The organism is Lacticaseibacillus styriensis, assembly GCF_030770295.1.
Lineage (GTDB): Bacteria > Bacillota > Bacilli > Lactobacillales > Lactobacillaceae > Lacticaseibacillus > Lacticaseibacillus casei.
Genome location: NZ_CP132483.1, coordinates 952,418 through 975,467 on the forward strand (window position 1 = coordinate 952,418; position 23,050 = coordinate 975,467).

Annotated in this window: 22 protein-coding genes; 14 read left to right on the forward strand and 8 right to left on the reverse strand. The window is 48.6% G+C overall.

Annotated elements, in window-relative coordinates; genetic code table 11:
* The 7 genes from rnr (at position 1) to LACSTY_RS04645 (ending at position 8,742) form a co-directional block, all read left to right on the forward strand.
* The gene (rnr, locus tag LACSTY_RS04615; protein ID WP_151466803.1) at positions 1-2,370 is read left to right on the forward strand and encodes a ribonuclease R; all 2,370 of its coding nucleotides are present in this window, start codon (positions 1-3) and stop codon (positions 2,368-2,370) included.
* 71 nt (positions 2,371-2,441) lie between these two features.
* A complete protein-coding gene (smpB, locus tag LACSTY_RS04620; RefSeq protein ID WP_047105815.1) occupies positions 2,442-2,915 on the forward strand; it encodes an SsrA-binding protein SmpB in 474 nt (157 codons plus the stop codon).
* Positions 2,916-3,398: 483 nt separating this feature from the next.
* Positions 3,399-5,144: a glycoside hydrolase family 13 protein gene (locus tag LACSTY_RS04625; RefSeq protein WP_087911851.1), complete on the forward strand. Its 1,746-nt coding sequence runs from the start codon at positions 3,399-3,401 to the stop codon at positions 5,142-5,144.
* A gap of 48 nt (positions 5,145-5,192) precedes the next feature.
* On the forward strand, positions 5,193-7,454 hold the full coding sequence (locus tag LACSTY_RS04630; protein ID WP_087911852.1) for a glycoside hydrolase family 65 protein: 2,262 nt from the start codon (positions 5,193-5,195) through the stop codon (positions 7,452-7,454).
* Entirely contained in the window at positions 7,447-8,109 is a 663-nt protein-coding gene (pgmB, locus tag LACSTY_RS04635) for a beta-phosphoglucomutase (protein ID WP_087911853.1), read from the forward strand. Before LACSTY_RS04630 ends, pgmB begins: the two co-directional genes overlap by 8 nt.
* A 160-nt stretch (positions 8,110-8,269) precedes the next feature.
* A complete protein-coding gene (locus LACSTY_RS04640; protein ID WP_047105819.1) occupies positions 8,270-8,554 on the forward strand; it encodes a hypothetical protein in 285 nt (94 codons plus the stop codon).
* Positions 8,554-8,742: a helix-turn-helix transcriptional regulator gene (locus LACSTY_RS04645; RefSeq protein ID WP_010489313.1), complete on the forward strand. Its 189-nt coding sequence runs from the start codon at positions 8,554-8,556 to the stop codon at positions 8,740-8,742. The genes LACSTY_RS04640 and LACSTY_RS04645 overlap by 1 nt, the downstream gene beginning before the upstream one ends.
* 43 nt (positions 8,743-8,785) lie before the next feature.
* On the opposite strand, the gene LACSTY_RS04650 is transcribed toward LACSTY_RS04645, so the two are convergent.
* Positions 8,786-10,027, reverse strand: a complete 1,242-nt coding sequence (locus LACSTY_RS04650) for an MBL fold metallo-hydrolase (protein WP_087911854.1) — start codon at positions 10,025-10,027, stop codon at positions 8,786-8,788.
* Positions 10,028-10,212: 185 nt separating this feature from the next.
* On the opposite strand from LACSTY_RS04650, the gene LACSTY_RS04655 reads away from it, so the two are divergent.
* Positions 10,213-10,389, forward strand: a complete 177-nt coding sequence (locus LACSTY_RS04655; RefSeq protein WP_161492237.1) for a hypothetical protein — start codon at positions 10,213-10,215, stop codon at positions 10,387-10,389.
* Positions 10,390-10,568: 179 nt separating this feature from the next.
* On the opposite strand, the gene LACSTY_RS04660 is transcribed toward LACSTY_RS04655, so the two are convergent.
* The 4 genes from LACSTY_RS04660 to LACSTY_RS04675 are packed head-to-tail and all read right to left on the reverse strand — an operon-like array spanning position 10,569 to position 14,678.
* Positions 10,569-11,885, reverse strand: a complete 1,317-nt coding sequence (locus tag LACSTY_RS04660) for an ABC transporter substrate-binding protein (protein ID WP_087911855.1) — start codon at positions 11,883-11,885, stop codon at positions 10,569-10,571.
* 9 nt (positions 11,886-11,894) lie between these two features.
* Positions 11,895-12,716: a carbohydrate ABC transporter permease gene (locus LACSTY_RS04665; protein WP_039638850.1), complete on the reverse strand. Its 822-nt coding sequence runs from the start codon at positions 12,714-12,716 to the stop codon at positions 11,895-11,897.
* 17 nt (positions 12,717-12,733) lie between these two features.
* Positions 12,734-13,627: a carbohydrate ABC transporter permease gene (locus tag LACSTY_RS04670; RefSeq protein WP_049172338.1), complete on the reverse strand. Its 894-nt coding sequence runs from the start codon at positions 13,625-13,627 to the stop codon at positions 12,734-12,736.
* On the reverse strand, positions 13,617-14,678 hold the full coding sequence (locus LACSTY_RS04675; RefSeq protein WP_087911856.1) for an ABC transporter ATP-binding protein: 1,062 nt from the start codon (positions 14,676-14,678) through the stop codon (positions 13,617-13,619). The genes LACSTY_RS04670 and LACSTY_RS04675 overlap by 11 nt, the downstream gene beginning before the upstream one ends.
* Positions 14,679-14,977: 299 nt before the next feature.
* On the opposite strand from LACSTY_RS04675, the gene LACSTY_RS04680 reads away from it, so the two are divergent.
* Positions 14,978-15,550, forward strand: coding sequence for a GNAT family N-acetyltransferase (locus LACSTY_RS04680; protein ID WP_049172340.1), 573 nt, complete (start codon positions 14,978-14,980; stop codon positions 15,548-15,550).
* A 381-nt stretch (positions 15,551-15,931) separates the two neighbouring features.
* Here LACSTY_RS04680 and LACSTY_RS04685 read toward each other — a convergent pair whose 3' ends face one another.
* The gene (locus LACSTY_RS04685; protein WP_010489299.1) at positions 15,932-16,438 is read right to left on the reverse strand and encodes an LURP-one-related family protein; all 507 of its coding nucleotides are present in this window, start codon (positions 16,436-16,438) and stop codon (positions 15,932-15,934) included.
* Between the two features lie 48 nt (positions 16,439-16,486).
* Positions 16,487-17,380, reverse strand: coding sequence for a Cof-type HAD-IIB family hydrolase (locus tag LACSTY_RS04690; protein ID WP_010489297.1), 894 nt, complete (start codon positions 17,378-17,380; stop codon positions 16,487-16,489).
* Positions 17,381-17,498: 118 nt separating this feature from the next.
* Between LACSTY_RS04690 and LACSTY_RS04695 the strand changes: the two genes are divergently transcribed.
* The 5 genes from LACSTY_RS04695 (at position 17,499) to LACSTY_RS04715 (ending at position 22,071) form a co-directional block, all read left to right on the forward strand.
* The gene (locus tag LACSTY_RS04695; protein ID WP_087911857.1) at positions 17,499-18,188 is read left to right on the forward strand and encodes a uracil-DNA glycosylase; all 690 of its coding nucleotides are present in this window, start codon (positions 17,499-17,501) and stop codon (positions 18,186-18,188) included.
* A 101-nt stretch (positions 18,189-18,289) separates the two neighbouring features.
* On the forward strand, positions 18,290-19,267 hold the full coding sequence (gene pta, locus LACSTY_RS04700; RefSeq protein WP_010489293.1) for a phosphate acetyltransferase: 978 nt from the start codon (positions 18,290-18,292) through the stop codon (positions 19,265-19,267).
* A complete protein-coding gene (gene tsaE / locus LACSTY_RS04705; protein WP_087911858.1) occupies positions 19,264-19,728 on the forward strand; it encodes a tRNA (adenosine(37)-N6)-threonylcarbamoyltransferase complex ATPase subunit type 1 TsaE in 465 nt (154 codons plus the stop codon). The genes pta and tsaE overlap by 4 nt, the downstream gene beginning before the upstream one ends.
* Before the next feature lie 194 nt (positions 19,729-19,922).
* The gene (locus LACSTY_RS04710; RefSeq protein WP_087911859.1) at positions 19,923-20,819 is read left to right on the forward strand and encodes an ABC transporter ATP-binding protein; all 897 of its coding nucleotides are present in this window, start codon (positions 19,923-19,925) and stop codon (positions 20,817-20,819) included.
* Positions 20,812-22,071: an ABC transporter permease gene (locus tag LACSTY_RS04715; RefSeq protein ID WP_087911860.1), complete on the forward strand. Its 1,260-nt coding sequence runs from the start codon at positions 20,812-20,814 to the stop codon at positions 22,069-22,071. Before LACSTY_RS04710 ends, LACSTY_RS04715 begins: the two co-directional genes overlap by 8 nt.
* Before the next feature lie 426 nt (positions 22,072-22,497).
* On the opposite strand, the gene LACSTY_RS04720 is transcribed toward LACSTY_RS04715, so the two are convergent.
* Positions 22,498-23,040: a 3'-5' exonuclease gene (locus tag LACSTY_RS04720; protein ID WP_047105830.1), complete on the reverse strand. Its 543-nt coding sequence runs from the start codon at positions 23,038-23,040 to the stop codon at positions 22,498-22,500.
* Positions 23,041-23,050 lie beyond the last annotated feature (10 nt).

Here is a 23,050-nt window from a genome sequence, read left to right on the forward strand (position 1 = left end):
ATGACCACAGTTGGCCATATTCGTAATGAATTATTAGCAACATTTCGCAGGAATCCGAAGATTGATTATTCGGTTCAGACACTTAGTCGCGCGTTGAAATTAAATGAAGGCGCGGATTTTAAAGTGCTGGTACAGGCACTAAATGGTATGGAAAATGACAATCTGATCCACGCCAATCATGAAGGCCGTTATGCATTGGGTGGCGCGCCTAAAGTTTTGACCGGCGTTTTCCATGGTAATGAAAAAGGTTTTGGTTTCGTTGCCGTTGAAGGCTTGGATGATGATGTTTATGTGCCATCGACCAGCACGGATTTTGCCTTGGATGGCGATACGGTTGAGGTTCGCATTGTTCGCGAAGCGCGGCCAAACGATTCGCGCGGAGCAGAAGGCGAAATTACCAAGGTTGTTCAACGCAGCTTAACGACCCTGGTTGGCGAGTTCAAACCTTTTTCCGATAAAGATCGGGCTAAGTCCGGTTTTATCGGCATGGTTGTCAGCCATGAAAAGAAGCTGAAGAATTATCCGGTTTATGTCAAGGATACCGGGACGATCCCGCAACTCGGCGATATGACAGTGACGGAGATTACTGAATTTCCGACTGAATACCATCCAAAATTAATGTACGGCATGGTGGTGGAAACACTAGGGAATAAGAATGATCCCGGCGTGGACATCATGTCATTGGTTTTGCAAAATCACATTAAAACCGAATTTCCGGATGAAGTGATGGATCAGACCAATGCCATTCCGGATCACGTGACGCCGGAAGAACGCGTTGGCCGTAAAGATATCACTGATCAGGCAGTTGTCACGATTGATGGCGATGACAGTAAAGACTTTGATGATGCGGTCGTCGTTTGGAAACTGCCAAATGGCAACTTCCATCTTGGCGTCCACATTGCCGATGTTTCGCATTATGTCACGGAAGGGTCCGCCTTGGATCAGGAAGCATTTGACCGCGGCACCAGTACGTATTTGGTCGATCGCGTGATTCCAATGTTGCCATTTCGGTTGTCCAATGGTATTTGTTCGTTGAATCCGGGTGTTGACCGCTTGGCGATGTCTTGTGACATGGAAATCGACCACGAAGGCCATGTGGTGAGTCACGAGATCTATCAAAGTGTCATCAAGAGCCATGCCCGCATGACGTACAACAATGTGAACAAAATTGTGACTGACCACGACCCGGAAGTGATGGCCGAATATCAGGAACTCGTGCCGATGTTTGAAGACATGGTCGAATTGCATCAGATTCTGTATAAAATGCGGCATGCCCGCGGTGCGATTGATTTTGAAGAAAATGAAGCTAAGATCATTGTGGACGATATGGGCCACCCGACCGATATCGTGTTGCGGGAGCGTGGCGTTTCTGAGCGCATGATTGAATCCTTCATGCTTGCAGCCAATGAAACCGTGGCAGAACACTACAATAAAGAACATTTACCATTCCTCTACCGTGTCCACGAAACTCCGGATGCTGATCGGGTAAAGGAATTCATGGAGTTCATTGCCAGTTTTGGGATTACGGTACCCATGAAAAAAGGTAAAGAGATCACACCAAAACAGCTACAAGACGTTGTTACCGATGTTACCGGAACGCCAGAAGAAGCGATGGTCAACGTTAAACTGTTGCGGAGTCTCAAACAGGCGCGGTATTCACCGGATCCGCTTGGACATTTTGGCTTGGCAGCGAAGTATTACTGTCACTTCACCAGTCCAATTCGGCGGTATCCTGACCTCGTTGTGCATCGCTTGATTCGCGACTATGCAACAGAAGGCGCCGGTGATGACGTTCAGGCGTCATGGAACAAGAAGCTGCCTGACATTGCGACGCAAGCGTCTATGGCCGAACGGCGGAGTATTGACGCTGAACGGGCTGTTGACGACCTGAAGAAAGCCGAATACATGGCGGACAAGGTCGGCGAAGAGTTCGACGCTGTTGTCAGTGGGGTGACAAGCTTCGGTATGTTTGTGGCCTTGCCTAACACAGTCGAAGGCTTGGTTCATATCACACGGATGAGCGACGATTATTATTCCTTTGTCGAAAGTCAGATGGCCTTGGTCGGTGAACGCACCAAGCGAACTTATCGTGTCGGCCAATCTTTGCGGGTCAAACTGGATAACGTCGATATTGATCAGCGGCAGGTGGACTTTTCACTTATCCCGGATGACAAGACGCCGACGAGTGATTTAGGCAAGCTGGTCAAAAAAGATGACCGGCGCGATCGCCGCTCGAACGGCAATCGGCCAAGTTTTGGCAATGGTAACCGGGGCGGCAATCGTAATCAGCGCAATAATCAACGCCCGCGTAAACCGGCTGGGGCACCGCATCAAGGGAAGCATTATAATGCTAAGCGTGGTGCTAAGTAGGGCTGATGCGATAATGCGTTCGCCAGCCCAGAAACCGGGCTGACTCACGCTCACAAAGGAAGGGTGGTTTAATGGCTAAGAAACATCGACAAAAACCTGATAACCTGCTCGCCCAGAATAAAAAAGCCGGACATGATTACAACATTCTTGATACCTATGAAGCTGGTATTGCACTGACGGGGACCGAGATTAAGTCTGTGCGGGATGGTAAGATTAATTTGCGGGATGGTTTTGCCCGTATTCGTAATAATGAAGCATGGCTTGAAAATGTGCATATTAGCCCTTACAAGGAAGGTAATTTGTTTAATGTTGATCCGATGCGCAATCGCAAGCTGCTGTTGCACAAGAAAGAGATTCGCAAGCTTGGCCAATTGACAGCGCGCCAAGGCGTGACGCTTGTGCCCTTGCGGATGTATCTGAAACATGGCTATGCAAAAGTACTGATAGGCGTCGCTGAAGGGAAACACAACTATGACAAACGTGAAACCCTGAAGCGTAAAGATCAAGAACGTGAAGTCCAACGTGCCTTGAAAGCTCGTTATTAATTGAATGCATGCACTAAAAAATAGGGGCTGGGTCATAATTCACAGCCACAATAAAGAAGTGAACATACTCGGCAATGAGTTGTGTTCACTCTTTTTATTTTCCTGAGTTATTCAAGATATGAGTGCCAAAGCGGAGCAATCGTAGGCCAGAGGGGCTCAGCTGTGAAATTGTACTAGCCGGGTGCTCTTCCCGGCGTAGTACAAGGCCGAGCTTTGAGACTCAGCGGGCTTTGCTGAGGCTCAAAGTCGTGCCCACAGCGTTCCAGCCCCCTCTGGCCGGAGATTGCGGAGTTTGGCACGACTCGGGACTCATTGCCTAAGCTTTTTGCGATGATCGGGGACAGCAAAAGGTAAAACAGCATGCGGATTGATTGAGTGTGCTGCGTGAAGGCTGTATGATCGCCGTATAGATATCAAATCGTATGGCTCAAACCAATGCGGTGAATTTTTAACACAGGAGTCAGTTCAAGGAGGGATTGCGGCATGAATTTGGCGGCTTTAGCACATCGACCGGAAAGTGAAGATAGCTTTTTATATACGGATAAGACACTTCATCTGCGTTTTCATACTGCCCGCGAGGATGTCGCAAAGGTGACGGTTCTGTATGGCGATCCGTATTGGCGCATTCCCGATGCCCATGGCGATGATCAGCTCGTCTATCAGCGCGAAACAATGACGCTTTTAGGCACCGGGCAAGTGTTGGACCATTGGGGCGTGACGCTGGAGGCGCCTTATCGTCGACTGCAATACTTGTTTGAAGTGACTGGCCAAGATGGCACGGTTTGGCTGTACGGTGATCGTGGCCTGCGCCAAAATAGCGCGGACGCACGACATGAGGCCGAAAACTATTTTCGGATGCCTTATTTTCAGGCGATTGACCGTGTCAAAACGCCTGACTGGGTGAAAACGACGGTGTGGTATCAGATTTTTCCGGAGCGGTTTGCCAATGGTGATCCTAATAACGATCCAGATGGTACCAAACCATGGCACCCGACGGATCATCCTGGACGAGAGGATTTTTATGGCGGTGATTTGCAAGGGGTGCTGGATCACCTTGATGATTTACAGGCCCTGGGGATCAATGGATTGTACTTTTGCCCGATTTTTACTGCTACTTCGAATCACAAATATGACACGATTGACTACCTGAATGTGGATCCTGCATTTGGCGATAAGGCGTTGTTGGCCAAATTGATTCACGCGGCGCATCAACGCGGCATGCGGGTGATGCTGGATGCGGTGTTTAATCACATGGGTTATGGCAGCCTGCAGTGGCAAGACGTGTTGCGCAATGGCGAAAAGTCCCGCTTTGCGTCATGGTTTCATTTGCATCAAACCCCGGTGACGCCCTTTCATAATCCGTTAAAGGGTGAAGGCCAACCACAATATGATACGTTTGCCTTTGAAGAAAAAATGCCCAAATTAAACACTGCCAACCCGGAAGTTCAGGACTATTTGTTGATGGTGACGACGTACTGGATCAAAACGTTTGATATTGATGCTTGGCGCTTGGATGTTGCCAATGAAGTGGATCATCACTTTTGGAAAAAGTTCTATCAAGCCGTCACAGCAATCAAACCGGATTTTTATGTGCTAGGTGAGGTGTGGCATCGCAGTCAGCCTTGGTTAAACGGTGACGAATTTTCGGGGACGATGAATTATCCCTTCACGCAACAGATTGAAGATCACTTTTTCAAGCGGCGGCGAACGGCTGCAGAAATGGTTGCCTTGTTGACGGACCAATTGATGCTGTATCGCGATCAAACCAATCAGGTGATGCTGAACATGTTGGATTCCCATGACACGCCGCGGATTTTGACGTTGGCACACGGGGATGAAGACTTGGCGTTGCAGGCACTGGCATTCACGTTGATGCAAACCGGCAGCCCTTGCCTTTATTATGGAACCGAAATGGGCATGTCCGGTGGGGCCGATCCGGATAACCGGAAGCCGATGGACTGGACTAAACTGGGTCAGCCGATTTGGAAAAGGGTAGCCGCACTGGTTGATTTTCGCCGTCAGCATGCAACCACGCTTGGAACCGGTATGACAAGGCTAAGTGTGACTGATACCGGCTTGATTAAAGTGGTTCGGCAGGGACGCGAGATGCTGACCGGCTATTTTAATACCACGGAGCATCCAGTTGTCGTCAATAGGGAGGCTGTTTTCGCGCAAGGATTTGTGGATGGTCAGTTGGCGCCTAAAGGATTCATGGTTGTCGCGGGTTGATGACAAATTGACAGTTGCACGTTCAATTTGCATAGAGAGGGCAAAAATTTGAAACGATTATTTGAAGTTGATCCTTGGCTGGTTGCCACGCATCATTTGGATAAGATTGATCGGCGGTTGCAGGAAAGTATCACGGCCGTTGGCAATGGCTATATGGGCCTCCGGGGTAACTTTGAGGAAGGCTATAGTGGCGATTCACTTCAAGGCACTTACTTAGGCGGTGTCTGGTTTCCGGATAAAACCCGGGTTGGCTGGTGGAAAATCGGCTATCCTGAATATTTTGGCAAGGTGATTAATGCACCGAGTTTTCTGGGGATCGGAATTACGGTCAATGGCGAGCAGGTGGATCTGGCAACGAGTCGGTACCGGGATTTTTATCTTGCGCTGGATTTGCATCAGGGCTTGCTGACGCGGCGTTTTGTTTACATTGGCGATGGTGTGGAAGTGCAGTTTGAGTTTGCCCGCTTTCTAAGCCAAACGATTAAAGAAGCGGCATTTGTGAGCGTCAAGGCCACGGTGCTGCGTGGTCATGCCGCGATGACGTTTGACGCATCTTTGGATGGTCAGGTCACCAACGAAGACAGTAATTATGATGAGCGCTTTTGGGTGCCATTGCATGAAGATGCGGCAGCCAAAAGTATTCAGCTGCAAACTAAACCTAATCCTTATGGGGTACCGCAGTTTACTGTTTTGCTCAAGCAACAGTTGCTCGTGAATGATCAGCCAGTGAATGGTCAGGTCGCCACAACAAGCGGTCAATTACATGAGCAGGTGACGGTGCAGTTAGCGGAAGGCCAGAGCTATCAACTGGAAAAAGACGCGATTGTGGTCACTAGCCGTGATGTTGCACCGGCGGCCCAAGCAACGGCGGCGGCTCAGCTGATGAAGCAAGTAAGCGCCCAAAGCTTTGCAGCGCATTTGGCTGCGCACACTGCCCGCTGGGATCAGCGCTGGGCCAAAAGTGATGTCGTGATCGAAGGCGATCCGGCCGCTCAACAAGGCATTCGGTTTAATATTGCTCAACTGTTTATGACTTATTACGGCGAAGACAAGCGACTTAACATCGGGCCAAAAGGATTTACTGGCGAGAAATACGGTGGGGCGACGTACTGGGACACGGAGGCATTTATCGTGCCAATGTATCTGGCTGTGACCCCGCCGGAAGTGACGCGGGCATTACTGCAATATCGGCATGACCAGTTGCCAGGGGCGTTTCACAATGCTCGGCAACAAGGCTTAGCTGGCGCGCTCTATCCAATGGTGACGTTTAATGGCATCGAATGTCACAACGAGTGGGAAATTACGTTTGAAGAGATTCACCGCAACGCTGCCATTGCATTTGCGATTTATCAATATACGGCTTATACCGGCGACGAAAGTTACGTCAAACATGATGGCTTGGAAGTATTGGTAGGGATCGCGCGCTTTTGGGCAGATCGGGTTCATTTTAGCCAGCGTACCCAACAATACATGATCCACGGTGTGACCGGGCCGAATGAGTACGAAAATAACGTGAATAACAACTGGTACACCAATACCATGGCCGTGTGGGAGTTGCAGTATACCTTAGAACGATTGGCAAAAGGCGATGCCGATATTGTGGCTGCACTTGCCGTGACTGATCAGGAAAAGCAGCATTGGCAGGCGATTATCGACCATATGTATTATCCGACCGATGATCAATTAGGCATTTTTGTGCAGCAGGACAACTTCCTGGATAAGGATCTGCGGTCTGCCAGCACGATTCCGGCAGATCAGCGGCCGATTAACCAGCATTGGTCATGGGATCGCATTTTGCGCTCACCGTTCATCAAACAGGCCGATGTGTTACAAGGCTTGTATTTCCTGAATGATCGCTTTACCAAGGCGGAAAAAGAACGCAACTTTGATTTTTACGAGCCGCTCACGGTTCACGAAAGTTCGCTGAGTCCGTCTATCCATGCAGTGTTGGCAGCTGAACTCGGCAAAATCGATAAGGCAACTGAACTTTACGCCCGCACTGCCCGGTTGGATCTGGATGATTACAATCACGATACGCAAGACGGCCTGCACATCACGTCCATGAGTGGCAGCTGGCTGGCAATCGTGCAGGGCTTCGCGGGCATGCGCTACGATCATGATCAGCTGCGGTTCCACCCCCAGTTGCCGAAAAATTGGCGCCGATATCAGTTCAAACTCAACTATCGCGGGTGCTTATTAGCCGTTGATGTCGGGCAAAAGGTCAATGTCTCACTAATGGCCGGGCCGGCGTTGGATATTATCATTGATGGCAAACCGGTGCACTTGGAAGTGGAGGATGGCCATGCTTAAAGGTTTCATTTTTGATTTGGACGGTGTTTTAACCGACACGGAAAAGTACCACTTAGCGGCGTGGCACGAATTAGCCGAGCAGTTGGGCATTCACTTGCCATCTGAAGCCGATGCGGCTTTACGCGGTCGCGCGCGCATGGACTCGCTTGAACTGATTTTGCGCTACGGCCACCAGGAACAGAACTATGATGAGGCGCAGAAGGTGGCGTTGACGGAGGAGAAAAACCGGCGCTACCGGGCATTAGTTGCGTCCATTACGTCCGCGGATATCCTACCGGGGATTCCGTTGCTACTGGAAAAAGCCAAGCAACATCGCTTAAAAATGGCAATTGCTTCGGCATCTAAAAACGCCCCGATGATTTTGCAGCGACTGGGTTTAGCGTCACAGTTCGATGCCATCGTTGACCCAAGCAGCCTTCATCATGGCAAACCCGATCCGGAAATTTATATCAAAGCCCAGCAGTTGTTGCAGTTGCAAGCCGATGAAGTCATCAGTTTTGAAGACGCGCCGATCGGCATTGCGGCAATCAAAGCGGCTGGCCAATTTGCGGTGGGCATTGGGGATGCGGACAAGTTAGCCGCGGCCGACTATCGCGTGTCGACGACGGATCAGCTGGATTATGATCGTATTGTGGCGGCGTTTGAAGGTCGGTGATGAACCATATGCGGTTTACCGAAAGAATCAGCTTTTTGCATGGTTCTTTTTGTTTCTGATGACCTTCGTATCCGGTTGAAAAGTCAAATATGTTTGACATTTAGCAGAACGGTTTTATACTGAAAATGTAAAAAAGTTTTGACAAAAGAAGGTGCTGAGCATGCGACGGTCAGATGAGATGGAACAGAAATTCATGGATACAGCTGCTAAATACATGTATTTCATTACAGTCCTTGCTTTAGTGATTTATGATATCTTGACATCATTTCAAAATATAACAATCGGTCTTATTGTGGCGCTGCAGCCAGTTGGTTTTGGCTTTATCTACGAGTGGCATAAACACAAGGCCGATGATACTGACCGCGAACCGAGGCAATTCGTGGTTTGGGGAGTGGTTATCACCGCTGGGTTAATTTTAATCGGACTTTTGGGACTGATTTTGTAGTGGAAAATAAAATCCGCACACTCCGAACCCGGCAAAATCTGACTCAGCAGGAATTGGCCGATGCTGTTAACGTCACACGCCAAACCATTAACGCCATTGAAAACAATAAATATGACCCGACACTTTCCTTGGCCTTTGCTTTAGCCAAACAGTTGCAGACAACGGTAGATGATCTATTCCAGCATTAAAAAAACAGGTTGCAAAGTGTCCTTGCAGCCTGTTTTTTGCTAACTATTCTTCTTCAGTTAAAGGATCGAAATCGTAATACAAATCCTTTTCCGGCAATAGCACATCGGCATTTGTCTGGGCATCAATCGCATCAGCCTCGCGTTCGGGATGGAAGCTATGCCACGGCACGACGACACGCGGGTTGACTTCTTTGACTAGTTCAATCAAATCTTCCCGAGCGGCGTGGCCTGAGGCATTCATGAACACTAATGGAATCTGGTGATCAGCCAACCAATCTTTTAACTGAGCGAAACGCGGATCATAGTCGCCCAGCGGTTCACCGTTGCTGTGAACGTACGCGCTGATCGGTAAGTTTGCTAGTGAGGCCAGATTTGTGAAGCTGTTTTGAAGGACGTAGCGTTGCGGTTGTTGCGCGATTTCGGTCAGTTGGATCGTTTGGCCGAGAATGGTATCGGGCTGCGTACCGGTCATAGATGTCAAAATAGCCGCTTCATTAGGCTCCCAAACCATTTGCCGACCACTGACATGAGCCGAGACTTGAAAGGCTTCTAAGCGCTCGTAATTGCGATTGTAAGGGTTGATGACCACGAGCTGTGAGCTATCGGCCAATAATTGCTGAAACTTGGTCTGCAGACTCATTTCCGTCAATGGCACACTGGGATGGTCCTGATCTTCAACGGGAATCGGGGTGTCAAACGAAAAACTAGTGCCTTCCAGCATCAAAAGACTCACTTTTTCTTCCTTAAACCGTTTGGCCCATGCGTGAACCCGATCAGCATGCGGGCCGTTGAGCCGGACATCGCCTGAGTGCGCAAAACGGCGCGAACCGTCATTGACCAGCAACGCCATCACACCCGGCTCGTCGTGATCGCTGTGAAACCCAGTGACCGTCAGATCGCCAACCGCAAGCGGGGTTTCAAAAGCGAGAGGATGCAGGTTCGCGACCGGTTTTTCGATACCTAACTGAATGAGCAGTCGATAGAGGCGGTACGACGGTTCCGAAAGATAAATCGGGATATCCTTTTGCAAGTACTGCAAAGCGCCCATGTGATCAATATGCAGATGGGAGATAAAAATCGCTTCGTCGGGAAAATGATCAGGTTGGTTGAAAAAGAGTTCGGGCACATGCGGTAGTTTTCCCTGCTCGAGGGCCGAAGCTACAGTTCCCTGGCTTAAATCAGCCGCAACCCCAAAGTCCATAATGACCCGGCTGGTTTTAGTGACGAACTCGACAATATTACCGCCAATGGTATTTAACCCATTTAAAAAGCGAATCGTAGTCACGTGATTTCCTCCAATGTCTCGTCAATATTTTTGCGAACATTAAAGCGTACTCCGCGGATGCTTGAAAAGCAAATAAAGATTTTTCGTTTTTGAATCGTGGCAGTTATCGTATTTTAAGAGTGGACATTGATCAACTGGGGTGTTCATGTTTATGGATCTGTAAAAGTTGTGAGGAGGGTCTAGCCTTGGACAAAGTTAGAAAAATAGTTCTCGGAATTCTTTATGCCATTCTTGTGGTTCTTCCTTGTATTCTATTGATAGTCATCAAGCATGTGTTCCTTGTTGGTGGAGTGGCATTGGCTTTCTTCGCCTATTTAGGCTGGTTTATCTTTATTAGGGCAAATCATGACGACGAACCGTAAGCCGGTCAAAATTTGAAACTGAGCATTATTCGTGCTATCAAAATCAGCCATATTAAACAAATATTGCTTTTAAACAAATCGACCCCAGAGACGCGGTGCATCTCAGGGGTCGATCATGTCTGACGCTATTTTAAACAAGGCTTCGTTTCAATCATTCACGCGAATGATGCGAGCTGCCATTACTTGTTTGTCTTGATAATGGTTTCAGCTTGGCCTTGCAGGGTCTTTAATGCCTGTTCCGGCTTTTCGTGTTTCGTCAGCATAGCATCAACGGCGTTCAGAAGATCGTTACGATATTCCGAGAAGCCGATGAATGCCGTGGACTGGAAGCCGAAGCCGAGGGAATCAACCGCAGCCTTGCTGGTTTCGTTTTCGTTCAGATACTTCTTGAAGTCAGCAGATTGAACCGCGGACTTACGCAGTGGAACATAACCGGTCAACTGGGCCCACTTGGAAGTTTCCTTTTCAGATAGCAGGAACTTCATGAATGCCCAAGCACCTTTTTGCTGGTCGGTTGAAGCGGACTTGAAGAGGACGATATCATTACCGGCGAGTTCGGTCGCTTTCTTGCCTTTGTAGCTTGGCAGCGGCATGGTGCCCCATTTGAAGTCTTTAGGTGCATTTTGCTTCATGTTTGTGATCCCGGCACTTGAGCCGGCATAGAAGAGGGTCTTGCCGGAGGTGAAGTTCTTGTCACCGTAAATATCTTCACCGGCAGTTTTGGCTTCACCATTGTTAACCATATCCATGATGAAGTTGGCTGCGGTGATGGTCTTCTTGCTGTCCAAATTGGCTTTCAATGGCTTGGCGGAAATGAGCGGATTGCCGGCTTGACGGGCTAAGCCTTCGAATTCCATATCGAAACTCTTGTCAAAACCGATTGCGGCAACGCCATCAGCCTTCAGCTTGTCGGCATCTTTTTTGATGTCTTCCCAACTCTTAGGCTTGTCGATGTTGTACTTCTTCATCAGTGCTTCATTATAGAAAAGGATTCGGGTTGATTTGGAGAAAGGTACACTGTAGTACTTGCCTTGATACTTCGAGCTGGACAGGAAGGCTGGATAAATATCCTTCAAGTCGCTGTCACTCATCTTGTTGTCACCCTTCAGCATGTACTGATCGAGTGGGGTGATAAACCCGTTTTTAACGTAATCAGGAACGGTCGTGTAAGTGGTCTGGGCAATGGTTGGCAGGTTGCGTGACTTGGCCGCAGCCATGATCTTTTGCTGCAGGGCCGTGTAGTTACCTTGCGCGGTTCCGACAACCTTGTATTGCTTTTGACTCTTGTTGAAATCGGTAATGATCTGGTTGATAGCTTTTTGGTAAGGACCGTTCATACCATGCCAGAAGGTGATGGTGACACGTTTGCCTGAATCGCTCTTAGTCGTGGAACTGGATTTGCTGCTGCTGTTGCTACCACACGCGGTCAAGACAGCAACCAGTGTGATCGTCAGCATTGCAAGTAAGACTCGTTTTACCCAATTTTGCTTTTTCATTTTGATAGATTATCCTTTCAATCCAGCTTTAGAAATCCCAGCAATAATGTACTTCTGCAAGAAGATATACAAAATGACCATTGGAATGATGACGAAAGTAGAAGCCGCCATCAAAAGTTGATATTGTGTGCCGGCATCGGTCGTGAAGGCCTGCAAGCCGACTGGCAGGGTCCGCATCTTATCGGAGTTGGTGACGATCAACGGCCACATGAAAGCGTTCCATGAACCGATGACTTGAAGGACGGTCACCGCCGTGATGGTGGACTTGCTCATTGGCACGAGCACCTGCCATAGATATTTCCAGTCCGAGGCGCCGTCGATTTTGGCAGCGTAATAAATCTGATCCGGTGTGGATTGGAATGTTTGACGCAAGGTGAAAACCGTAAAGAAACTGGCCAACCATGGTAGAATCAACGCGCCGTAGTGGTCGATTTGCCCTAAATGCGACAGGGTCACAAAGTTAGGGATGATCAGCATTTCCCCCGGAATCATCATCGTTCCCAAAAAGATGATGAACAAAATATTTTTGCCGTAAAACTTCAGCCGTGCGAAGGCGAATGCGGCAAGAATACTGGTGAAAAGCTGGCCAACCGTGGTGACGACCGTGACGATAATACTGTTAATAAAGTACTGACCAAACGGTGCTTCATTCCATGCCTTGACGTAATTGCCCCACTGGAGGGACTTGGGAATCCAGATCGGCGGTACCGCAATGGTTTCCGGTGCTGTTTTCAATGACGTCGAGATCATCCATAAGAAGGGGATCAGCATGGTGATGGCCCCTAAAATAACGATCAGATAAAGTAAAACCTTACTGAGCTTTTTAGCCATTTTTTTGCTTCCCCCCCTTAATAGTGAACGTGCTTGCGCGAATACCACAACTGCACGAGTGTCACGAGCAAGATGAGGAAGAAAAGCACAACGCCTGATGCCGCGGCAATCGGATACTTATACTCGGTGTAAAACTTCTGATACAAGTAATACACAATCGTCAAATCGGCCTTACCCGGTCCCGGTGTTCCTTGGAACAAGGCAAAGATTTCATCGAAGACTTTGAAGCTACCGATAATCCCGTTGACCGAAACCAGGAAGGTAATCGGTGAAAGCATCGGAATGGTGATGTTCCAGAATCGCTGACGAGCATTCGCACCGTCAATTTCCGCCGCTTCATAGTAGCCATGATCAATGTTGTTTAAGCCAACCAGGAAAAGGATGATGTTAAAACCAAGACTTTTCCAAATACTCATAATGATCAGCGCCAATAAGGCATAGTGCGGATCGGTCAGCCAGTTGATCGGATGAACGCCAAACCAACTCAAGAAGTAATTGACCAAGCCGTAATTACCATGAAACATCCAGTTCCAGACCATGGCAATGGCGACGGTACTGGTAACGAACGGCAAGAAATAGACGGTTCGGAAAAAGCCGGAAATGATCTTGACCTGATTCAGCAGCAACGCAATGATCAGGGATAGAATCACCGTTATCGGCACCACGCCGACCACAAAGACCAACGTATTCCGCACGGCAAGGTGAAAGTCAGGATCATTCCAGAGATAGACGAAATTGTCGAATCCCCAGCCGCTCACCTTATCCGTGTAAAAGTCATACTTGGTGTAAAGGCTCATTAAAAAAGAATTGATGATCGGCCAGATGTTAAAGGTAATGGTAATGACGAGCATCGGCAGCAAATACAACGCTGCCTTGGCTGTCGATTTTAAGCTGGCTTTTTCATTTAGCATGACTTTCACCACCAAAAATCAAGGCGCCAGACTGATCAAAGAGAAAGAATCCTGATTTGGTGAGATAAAAATCCAACTCCGGTTGACTACTGGAAACACCGGACATTTCGGTCGACAAGAGATGTTCACCGTTGTAAGTAATATTGGCGGTGGCTTCCCGGCCATATTTAGAACTTTGGGTAATCTTGCCATGGAGTTTGGCCAACACATTCTCACCGGCATCGTAAGGGATGAGTGCCTCACTGCGAATGCCGGCAGTTTCGGCTTGCTTCAAAATGTCTTCCGGAACGGCTCCTGCAAGATCGGCAGCTAAGGCCTGTGCCGGAATGGTGTTAATGACGGGTTCGCCGATAAACTTAGCCACAAACAGGTTATTAGGCTGATCGTAGAGTGTCTGCGGTGAACTGAATTGCTGAATCGACCCATTAGCCAGGACCATGATATTGTCGGAAATATGCAAGGCTTCATCCTGGTCATGGGTGACGAAGATGGTCGTAACGCCGGTTTCGCGCTGAATTCGGCGAATCTCTTCCCGCATCTCGATTCGCAGCCGCGCATCAAGATTGGATAGCGGTTCATCCAGCAACAATAGGCTTGGTGATTTGGCCAGCGCCCGCGCAATAGCGACACGCTGCTGTTGGCCGCCAGACAAGGCACCCGGTTTCTTGTCAAGCTGATCTTCGACATGGACCAACTTGGCAAGATCCTTAGCTTTAGCGTGGCGCTCGGCCTTGCTGACTTTAGCCATTTTCAGCGGAAAGGCGATATTGTCTAACACTGACAAGTGCGGATACAGACTGTAGTTCTGAAATACCATGCCGACTTTACGGGCTAAGGCATCTTTTTTGGTCACATCGGTGTCACCAAAAAAGATTTGCCCAGCAGTAGGGGACAACAACCCTGAAATCAAATTCAACGTTGTGGTTTTACCGCCGCCGGAAGGACCCAGCAGGGAAACCAGCGTGCCGTCGGGAATGGTAAAATTCAGATCCTTCAGGGTATCTGTCTTGCCATCGTAGGACATCGTGACGTCCTTGAAAGTAACTTTCAACCCAGTACGCTCCTTCAAATAGTTTTCTGCTCCTCACCTCCGTTCGTCGGTCCCGCATGGTTTGCCAAACAGGGTCGCGCCAAAAAGAAAATTTGGAACAAGATATTGCGTTGTAGCTATGCCACTTGACTATATCTAGTAGGCAGCAAGCCAACACAACTCTTCACATATTTTAACCCAGAACGGCGGAAAATTGGACTTATTCGCTTAAAAACATTTGATTAATGATTCGGAAGCGGTAACACGCGAACGTTCGCTTTTTTTGCTATAATAAACAACAAGAAAAAGGAGCGATTTTTGTGATCATACGTCCAAGTAAACCTGCGGATGCCGCTCAGGTGGCACCGCTGATTGACATTGTTTTTACCGAAATGGAAATTCCGCAACTGATGCGCGTGCCGAAGAAGACGCTTTATGCAGTATTGCAACAGGCATTTCTTCTGCCGACTTATCGCTACGGCTATCCCCAGATGCTCGTGGCCGATCAAAATGGCAAAATTGAAGGCATCGCAGTCGGATATCTGCACGAACAGGAGGCACACATTGATGACGCCTTGCAACCGTTATTGCCAAAGCTGGGCTTAACGCCACAATCTTCGCTGTTTACGGATACCGAAACTTACCCGGGAGAATGGTATCTGGACACACTGGCAGTGGCGCCAAGTGCTCAAGGCCATGGCATCGGCACAAAATTGCTGCAAGCCGTTGACCCGGTTGCCCGCTCACGCAAAGCAGATGTTGTCAGTTTGAATGTCGACCAGCAAAATCCGCGCGCCAAGAAACTTTATGAACGCAATGGCTTTGTTAAAAACGGTGAACTCATGATCGGCAGTCACCGTTATGATCATATGGTTCGGCCAGTGGGTGAGTAGCGGCTGCGATTTGAAGCAGAAACTTATGACCTAAACAAAACAAAAGGCCGGATCATAATTCACGGTCATAATATAAAAGTGAGCATACTCCAATAATGGCTAAAGAGTGTGCTCACTTTTTGTTTTCCCAAGGGGTAATTCGATGTGGTTATTAAGGTATTAGTGCCAAGGCGGAGCAATCGTAGGCCAGATGGGGCTCAGTGGTGCAATTGTACTAGCCGGGCGATCTTCCCGGCATAGTACAAGGCCGAGCTTAGAGACTCTGCCGGTTTTGCAGAGGCTCTAAGTCGTGCCCACCACGTTCCAGCCCCAGCTGGCCGGAGATTGCGGAGTTTGGCACGGCAAGGGACTAATTGCCCTAAGCTGTTTCAAACCTAGCCGCTAATCCGGAAAGTCCAGGCCGTACTCGTAACGTTTGAGCGGATCGGCCACGCCGACGTGGCGGAAGCGATCGAGGATGGCGGCTAGCAAAATGGCGGCTGGAATGTCACGATTGTTAGGAATGGTTAGCTTGACGATCGCCGGGGCAACTTCTTCAGCACTGAAAATCGTTTTAACGCCGTGGAAGACCTGGTAATGGTTATTTAAGAGATTCCCCATAGCCACCCAGTTGAGTTTTGAAATAAAAATAAACTGGTGCCAGACGCCGAACATCTTTTTGACGCTGGCAACATTCCGATTGGCGATGTACAGATCATATCGCGGGAAAACACTGACCGTTTTCTGCCGGATCGAACCTAACGGGTTGCCACTGAGCGTATTCAAATCGAAACCACCGTTAATGAGACCGTGACGGGCGGTCAGAATGTAGGCAGGCTTACCATTGTCGGTTTTGACCACACTGAGACTGCCGGTACTCAATGCATTGATGTCAAGATATAACGCCATTTGCTAACCTCCCTTGAAGGCTTGCATGATGTGGTTCAGCTGTCAATCCTAGAAACGCGCGTTAGTTGCTTCCGCTTTATTGATCCGAATGGCTTTGCGAATCGCCTCGGCAACGCCATTTTCACCATTGGTGCCGGTTGTACCCCAGGCTAAGTCGGTGATTTCAGGGATCGCGTTGCCCATGGCGATGCCGTATTTGGCCATTTTGATCATGCTGGCATCATTCAGATTATCACCGATGGCCATGACCTCATCCATTGTGATGCCTTTTTGTTTGGCATAAGCTTCAACCGCATAACCTTTCTGCGCCTTAATATTGTTGACTTCAATATTGTTAACGGAACTGGATGTGACACTTAATTTGCCGGTCGCTTTAAATACTTTAGCCGGGGCCTTTAAAATGTCAGGTGTTTCGCCGGTGTAAGCGATGATTTTCATAATCTGAATCGTCGGATCGTCCAGTAATTTTTGATAGTCATCCACATAATTAATATTCATGATTTCCAACCGGGCAGCCGCCAAAGCAACGGCGAGCTTGTAAGTGGTATCAGGGTTGAGATCGACTAGCAAGTCTGCCACGTTCTGAATGCGCTTAACCCGACTGTCGGAAAAGACGCCTTTGTTAGTTGTGATTTCAAAGTAGATGTCGGCTGCTTGTAAAGTATCGATAACGTACTGGCTTAAATCATCGGCGATAGGGATGGTGACAACCGGTTTGCCGGCCTCGTCAAAAACCATGGCGCCGTTTAAGGTGATGAACGCGGGCTTTAGCTGCTGTGCCGCCAATAATGGCTTGGCTTCGGTAACACCGCGCCCGGTGGCAACCATGAACTCGATACCAGCGGCTTGTGCTTCACGAATGGCCTTGGCATTTTCGTCTGAGACTTCCATTTTGTCATTCAAAAGCGTGCCATCCATGTCTGATGCAATAAGTTTGATCATATTACTGTTCCCTCCGGTTTGTCATGGTGCGATTACGTCCTTAATTTTAGCATGAAAAGCGCTTGCCCGGTAGCAAACGCGCAGGGATTCTTGTACACTATTTGCGGAGGTGCAGCTTTTGAAAACATTAATACATAATGATTGGCAGACGGTGCTGGAACCGATTTTTGAAAGTCCCGAGTATGCCCGGCTGCATGAGTTCTTAAAGGAAGAATACACGACCAAAACGATTTATCCGGAAATGCATCACATTTTTCAGGCATTTGAATGGACGCCATTTCATGATGTCAAAGTGGTCATTTTGGGACAGGATCCGTACCATAATCCGCATCAGGCGGTGGGGGCGAGTTTTGCCGTGGCGCCTGGTGTGGCATTGCCGCCGTCGTTGCAAAATATTTATAAAGAATTACAAAGCGATTTGGGCTATCCGCCGGTACATCACGGGTATCTGAAGGCATGGGCCGATCAAGGGGTCTTGTTGCTGAATGCGGTCTTGACCGTGCAGGCAGGCCGGGCTTATTCCCACCAGAATCATGGTTGGGAGGAGCTGACCGATGCAGCAATTGCGGCTTTATCTGCGCGTGGCGGGGTTGTGTTTATTTTGTGGGGCAATGCTGCCAAGAAGAAAGCTGTGTTGATTGATACCAGCAAAAATGCCATCATTGCCTCCGCGCACCCAAGTCCATTGTCAGCGTCTCGCGGCTTTTTTGGCAGCCGGCCGTTTTCGCGCACCAATGAAGCGTTGAAAAAAATGGGCGAAACGCCGATTAATTGGCAACTGCCAGAAACCGTGACTGCGTCAAGTTAATCAAGTCACGCAAAGTGTTTTTCCATTGTCTTCCGCTGGTCACGACCCGATAAAAACGGTATGATGATGAGGAATAAAGCGCTTTTATGGAGGGATAAGATTTGGATTTATTTGAAAGCTTAAAAGACAAGATTAACGACAAGCATTTGCGCATTGTATTTCCGGAAGGCGAGGATCCGCGGGTTTTAGGCGCGGCGGTACGACTGACCGCCGATGGATTGGTGCAGGCGATTGTACTGGGTAACCCTGAGAAAATTCACAACCTGGCAACCGAAAAAAGCTGGGATTTAAGCAAGCTGACGGTTCGCGATCCTGAGCATGATGACCTTCACGCCAAAATGGTGACCGCGTTTGTTGAGCGGCGTAAAGGCAAAGCAACCCCTGAACAGGCGGAAAAGATTGTCCAGGACGCCAATTATTTTGGCACCATGCTCGTTTACATGAAGGAAGCAGACGGCATGGTTTCCGGTGCGGTGCATTCAACGGCGGATACCGTGCGGCCGGCTTTACAAATCATCAAGACCCGTCCCGGCGTTCATCTTGTTAGCGGCGCGTTTATCATGCAGCGTGGCCGGGATGAACGATACTTATTTGCGGATAATGCGATTAATATCGATCCGGATGCCGATCAACTGGCAGAAATCGCGGTTGAATCAGCGAAAACGGCGGCTTTATTCGACATCGATCCGCCGCGGGTTGCTTTGCTGTCATTTTCCACTAAGGGAAGTGCCAAAGGGCCACAAGTGGACAAAGTGGTGGCCGCAACCCAGAAAGCTCACGAGCTGGCACCGGATTTGGCATTGGATGGTGAGTTGCAGTTTGACGCGGCGTTTGTCCCGACCGTTGCTAAGCAAAAGGCGCCGGAGTCCAAAGTTGCCGGTGAAGCCAATGTCTTTATTTTCCCGGAATTGCAATCCGGCAACATTGGCTACAAAATTGCCCAGCGGTTTGGCGGCTTTGAAGCCATCGGCCCGATTCTGCAAGGCTTGAATCAGCCGGTTTCCGACCTCAGTCGTGGCGCTAACGAAGAAGACGTCTACAAGTTGGCCATTATTACAGCGGCCCAGACCTTGCTATGACAAGCTTGAAAAAAGATTTTACCAGCGAAGCCGAACTACAGGCATTCGCCGCTTCGCTAGGTCCGCATTTACAGGCAGGGGATGTCCTTCTCTTGGATGGCGATCTTGGTGCCGGCAAAACCAGTTTTACCAAGGGTCTGGCTAAGGGTCTAGGCATTACGGATTATGTCAAAAGCCCGACGTTTACGATTATTCGCGAATATCGTCACGGTCGGCTGCCACTGTATCATATGGATCTTTATCGCTTGGAAGATGGTGGTGCCGAAGATCTTGGACTTGAAGAATACTTTGAAGGTGACGGCGTTTCAGTCGTTGAATGGCCGGATTTTCTGGGTGCAAGCGAACCCGAAGCCGATTTGCTGGTGCACTTTCAAAAAGATGAGCAGTCGGATACAACCCGTCATCTTGAATTTGTTCCCCAGGGTAAGCGCTATGAAACATTGCTTCAAAGCTTCAAATAACTTTGGCGGCACCGATTTTTATTTCAATTTCAACCAAAATAGCACTAAAACCAGTGGTGGCTCTAGTGCTATTTTTAGTGTAACAGGTTAATCATTGGCTATGATAGTTAAAGATTATATTTTGATAAGCAAAGTATACATGCTACACTGTTAGCAATGTGGCGTGTGACATGAATTCTGAAAGTAGGTGTGCAATGTTAGCAGTTAAAGATCTCGTCAAGACTTTTGGCACCATGACGGCGGTTGATGATGTGAGTTTTACCGTCAAGCCTGGCGAAATTATGGGACTGATCGGCCAAAACGGTGCCGGTAAAACAACGACGTTTCGGATGATTTTGAATTTTTTGACCCCAGACGCCGGAACGATTACCTGGAATGACCATCCGTTAACGGCCAAGGACTATGACATCATCGGCTATTTGCCTGAAGAACGCGGTTTATACCCGAAGATGCGCGTGCAGGATCAGATTATTTATTTTGCCCGATTGCGCGGGATGAAGACGGCGGATGTGAAAGCTCGGATTCCCGAATGGCTGGAACGTTTTCAGGTTAAAGGCAAGGCAACCGATAAAATCAAGGACCTGAGCAAAGGTAACCAGCAAAAAGTGCAAGTGATTGCGACCATGATTCATATGCCTAAACTGGTGATCCTCGATGAGCCTTTCTCTGGGCTCGATCCGGTCAATGCGAGCTTGTTAATGGCCGGGATTGAGATGCTAAAAGACAATGGCGCGGCGATTATTTATTCCAGCCACGATATGGCCAATGTCGAAGCCATCTCGGATCATTTGGTGATGTTGAAACAAGGAAAGATGGTCTTAAACGGCGCTGTCGGTGATATCCGCGAAAGCTTTGGCCGGACGAAGCTCTTTATTGAATCCGGTTTAACCCGAGATGATTTGCAAGCCTTTGATGGTGTAACGAACATTCGCCAACATGGTCAGGAATTTGAATTGACGCTGGCAGATCCCGCAGTGGGCCGCAAAATTTTTGAAAAAGCAGTTGCCAATGGCTACATACCGGAATTTCGGCAACAACCACCAACGCTTGATGAGATTTTCCGCTTGAAAGTGGGTGAAACACATGCATAAATTCTGGGTCGTCATGAGTCAGGTTTACAAAAAGAATGCCAAAAGTGGTTCGTGGATCTTTTTGGTCTTATCGCCATTACTTTTTCTTGCGATTGGATTTGGCATTGCTTTTTACATTGCCAAAACGCAGGCACCCGCCCAAGTGGCAGTCGTCAGCGATGTCAGCGCGGTCAGTCAGGCATTAAGCAAGCAAAACAACGATGATTTGCATTTTAAAGTGTACCCATCGAGTAAAAAGGCCGATGCGGCGCTGAACGATGAGAAAGTTGATGGCATTTTAACTGTCAATGCCAAAGATCAATTCCGCTCGCGCTATGTTTCGCGGGATAACGGCCAAGAGGTGGATAAAACCACTTTGGTTACAGCACTCAGCGGCTTGAAACTTAGCAGCACCGCAGCAAGTATGCATCTCACAGCAGCCCAAGTCAGGGCACTGACGCAGCCGCCAATGGTTAGCACTAAAACGGTGGCCATTGAAAACGGCAAACAGGTGACCAAGTCAAACTCAACGCAACTGATGAATCACGGGGTTGCGGTTGTCGCCATGATTTTAATCTTGATGGTAACCATGGTTTACGGCTCGATTCTTGCTCAGGAGATTGCTACGGAAAAAGGCTCGCGTATCATGGAGATTCTTTTGTCCTCCGTGAGCGCAACCACCCAATTCTTCGGTAAACTGGCGGGGATCTTCGCGCTGTTACTGACACAGCTGGCAATTTATGTGGTTGCCGGGGTGATTAGTTGGCAATTCGTCAAAAACCAGTCGTTTGTATCGGGTGTTTTGAAACAGTTTGACTTCTCGATTCTGGTGTCTGGCACCACAGCGATGATTGTCGTCTTCTTCATCATCGGCACCTTGACTTACTCAGTACTGGCGGCGTTGACCGGCTCGCTGGTTTCCAATCAGGAGCAGGTGCAACAGGCAGCCATGCCGATTAGTATGCTGGGGTTGATTGGGTATTTCATTACGATTGCGGCTCAATCAAGCGATTCGGCTTTGGCACAGATTACGAGCTATGTCCCATTCCTGAATGTTTTCGTGATGCCCACCCAGATGTCACTGGGTCGGTCCAGCATGGGCGAGGCGTGGATCAGCGTCGCCATCAGCCTCGTCTTCCTCGTGCTGTTTACCATGTTTACGGTAAAAGTCTACCGGAACAATGTATTGGTATACTCCGGTTCAGGCTTGTGGCAGTCGATGAAAACGTCCTTTAGCATCTGGAAGTCAGAGCGCAGCGTCGCTAAAAAGTGATATGACAGGCCAGCACAGTTTCTAAATTAAATTGATACTGAGCCATAATTTTGTCTGAGCGTTCACAGTTTAACGAATTCCGAAGGTCAAAGAAGTTTAGACAATAAGCTCCGAGCCGTGCCAAACTCCGCAATCTCCGGCCAGCTTGGGGCTGGAACGTGGTGGGCACGACTTAGAGCCTCTGCAAAACCGGCAGAGTCTCTAAGCTCGGCCTTGTTGTAGGTGGGGCAAAAAGCGCCCCACCAACAACAATGTCACCACTGAGCCCCATCTGGCCTACGATTGCTCCGCTTTGGCACTGATATCTTAAAAATTCCAACCAAATTAACCTTGTGGAATAAAAAACGAACGCATTCCGAAATTGGATACGTTCGTTTTTACGTTCGGCTAAAAATTATGATCTTCATTCAGATTTTGGCCTATTCATCAACCAGCCTTAGCCAGTTTCATCATAGCTTTCGTTCGGGCTTCGCCAAAATGTTCGTTCTCGGCAATGAGAATTCGTGCGCAGGCATAACTATCTGCCAACGCGTTGTGGTGATGTTCCAGCGGAATTTTTAACGCGGCACTGACCGTATCCAACCGATGATTCGGCAGCTTCGGTAAAAATTGTCGTGATGTTCGAACAGTATCGATTACTTGATAGCGCGGTGCCGCAATGCCATACCGGTCAAGTGTCAGACGCAACACCGACACATCGAACGGGGCATTGTGGGCTGTGACGATGCGACCCGGGGTATAGAACATCTGGATATGCGGCCAAACCTGATCAAACGTCGGCTGGTTTTGAACCATATCCGGTGTGATCCCGTGAATGCGAATATTTTGCGGATCAAAGCGCATCTGCGGGTTGATGAGCGTGTAGAAACTATCAACAACCCGATTTTGCTGCACGACCACTAAGGCAAGCGAACAGGCCGAGGCGCGTTTGCGGTTGGCAGTTTCAAAGTCCATGGCAATAAAGTCCATTGTTTAAGGC

Coding starts and splice junctions, on each gene's coding strand:
- rnr (WP_151466803.1), top strand. CDS start 1: ATGACCACAGTTGGCCATATTCGTAATGAATTATTAGCAACATTTCGC.
- smpB (WP_047105815.1), top strand. CDS start 2,442: ATGGCTAAGAAACATCGACAAAAACCTGATAACCTGCTCGCCCAGAAT.
- LACSTY_RS04625 (WP_087911851.1), top strand. CDS start 3,399: ATGAATTTGGCGGCTTTAGCACATCGACCGGAAAGTGAAGATAGCTTT.
- pgmB (WP_087911853.1), top strand. CDS start 7,447: ATGCTTAAAGGTTTCATTTTTGATTTGGACGGTGTTTTAACCGACACG.
- LACSTY_RS04640 (WP_047105819.1), top strand. CDS start 8,270: ATGCGACGGTCAGATGAGATGGAACAGAAATTCATGGATACAGCTGCT.
- LACSTY_RS04660 (WP_087911855.1), bottom strand. CDS start 11,885: ATGAAAAAGCAAAATTGGGTAAAACGAGTCTTACTTGCAATGCTGACG.
- LACSTY_RS04665 (WP_039638850.1), bottom strand. CDS start 12,716: ATGGCTAAAAAGCTCAGTAAGGTTTTACTTTATCTGATCGTTATTTTA.
- LACSTY_RS04670 (WP_049172338.1), bottom strand. CDS start 13,627: ATGCTAAATGAAAAAGCCAGCTTAAAATCGACAGCCAAGGCAGCGTTG.
- LACSTY_RS04685 (WP_010489299.1), bottom strand. CDS start 16,438: ATGGCGTTATATCTTGACATCAATGCATTGAGTACCGGCAGTCTCAGT.
- LACSTY_RS04690 (WP_010489297.1), bottom strand. CDS start 17,380: ATGATCAAACTTATTGCATCAGACATGGATGGCACGCTTTTGAATGAC.
- tsaE (WP_087911858.1), top strand. CDS start 19,264: ATGACAAGCTTGAAAAAAGATTTTACCAGCGAAGCCGAACTACAGGCA.
- LACSTY_RS04710 (WP_087911859.1), top strand. CDS start 19,923: ATGTTAGCAGTTAAAGATCTCGTCAAGACTTTTGGCACCATGACGGCG.
- LACSTY_RS04715 (WP_087911860.1), top strand. CDS start 20,812: ATGCATAAATTCTGGGTCGTCATGAGTCAGGTTTACAAAAAGAATGCC.
- LACSTY_RS04720 (WP_047105830.1), bottom strand. CDS start 23,040: ATGGACTTTATTGCCATGGACTTTGAAACTGCCAACCGCAAACGCGCC.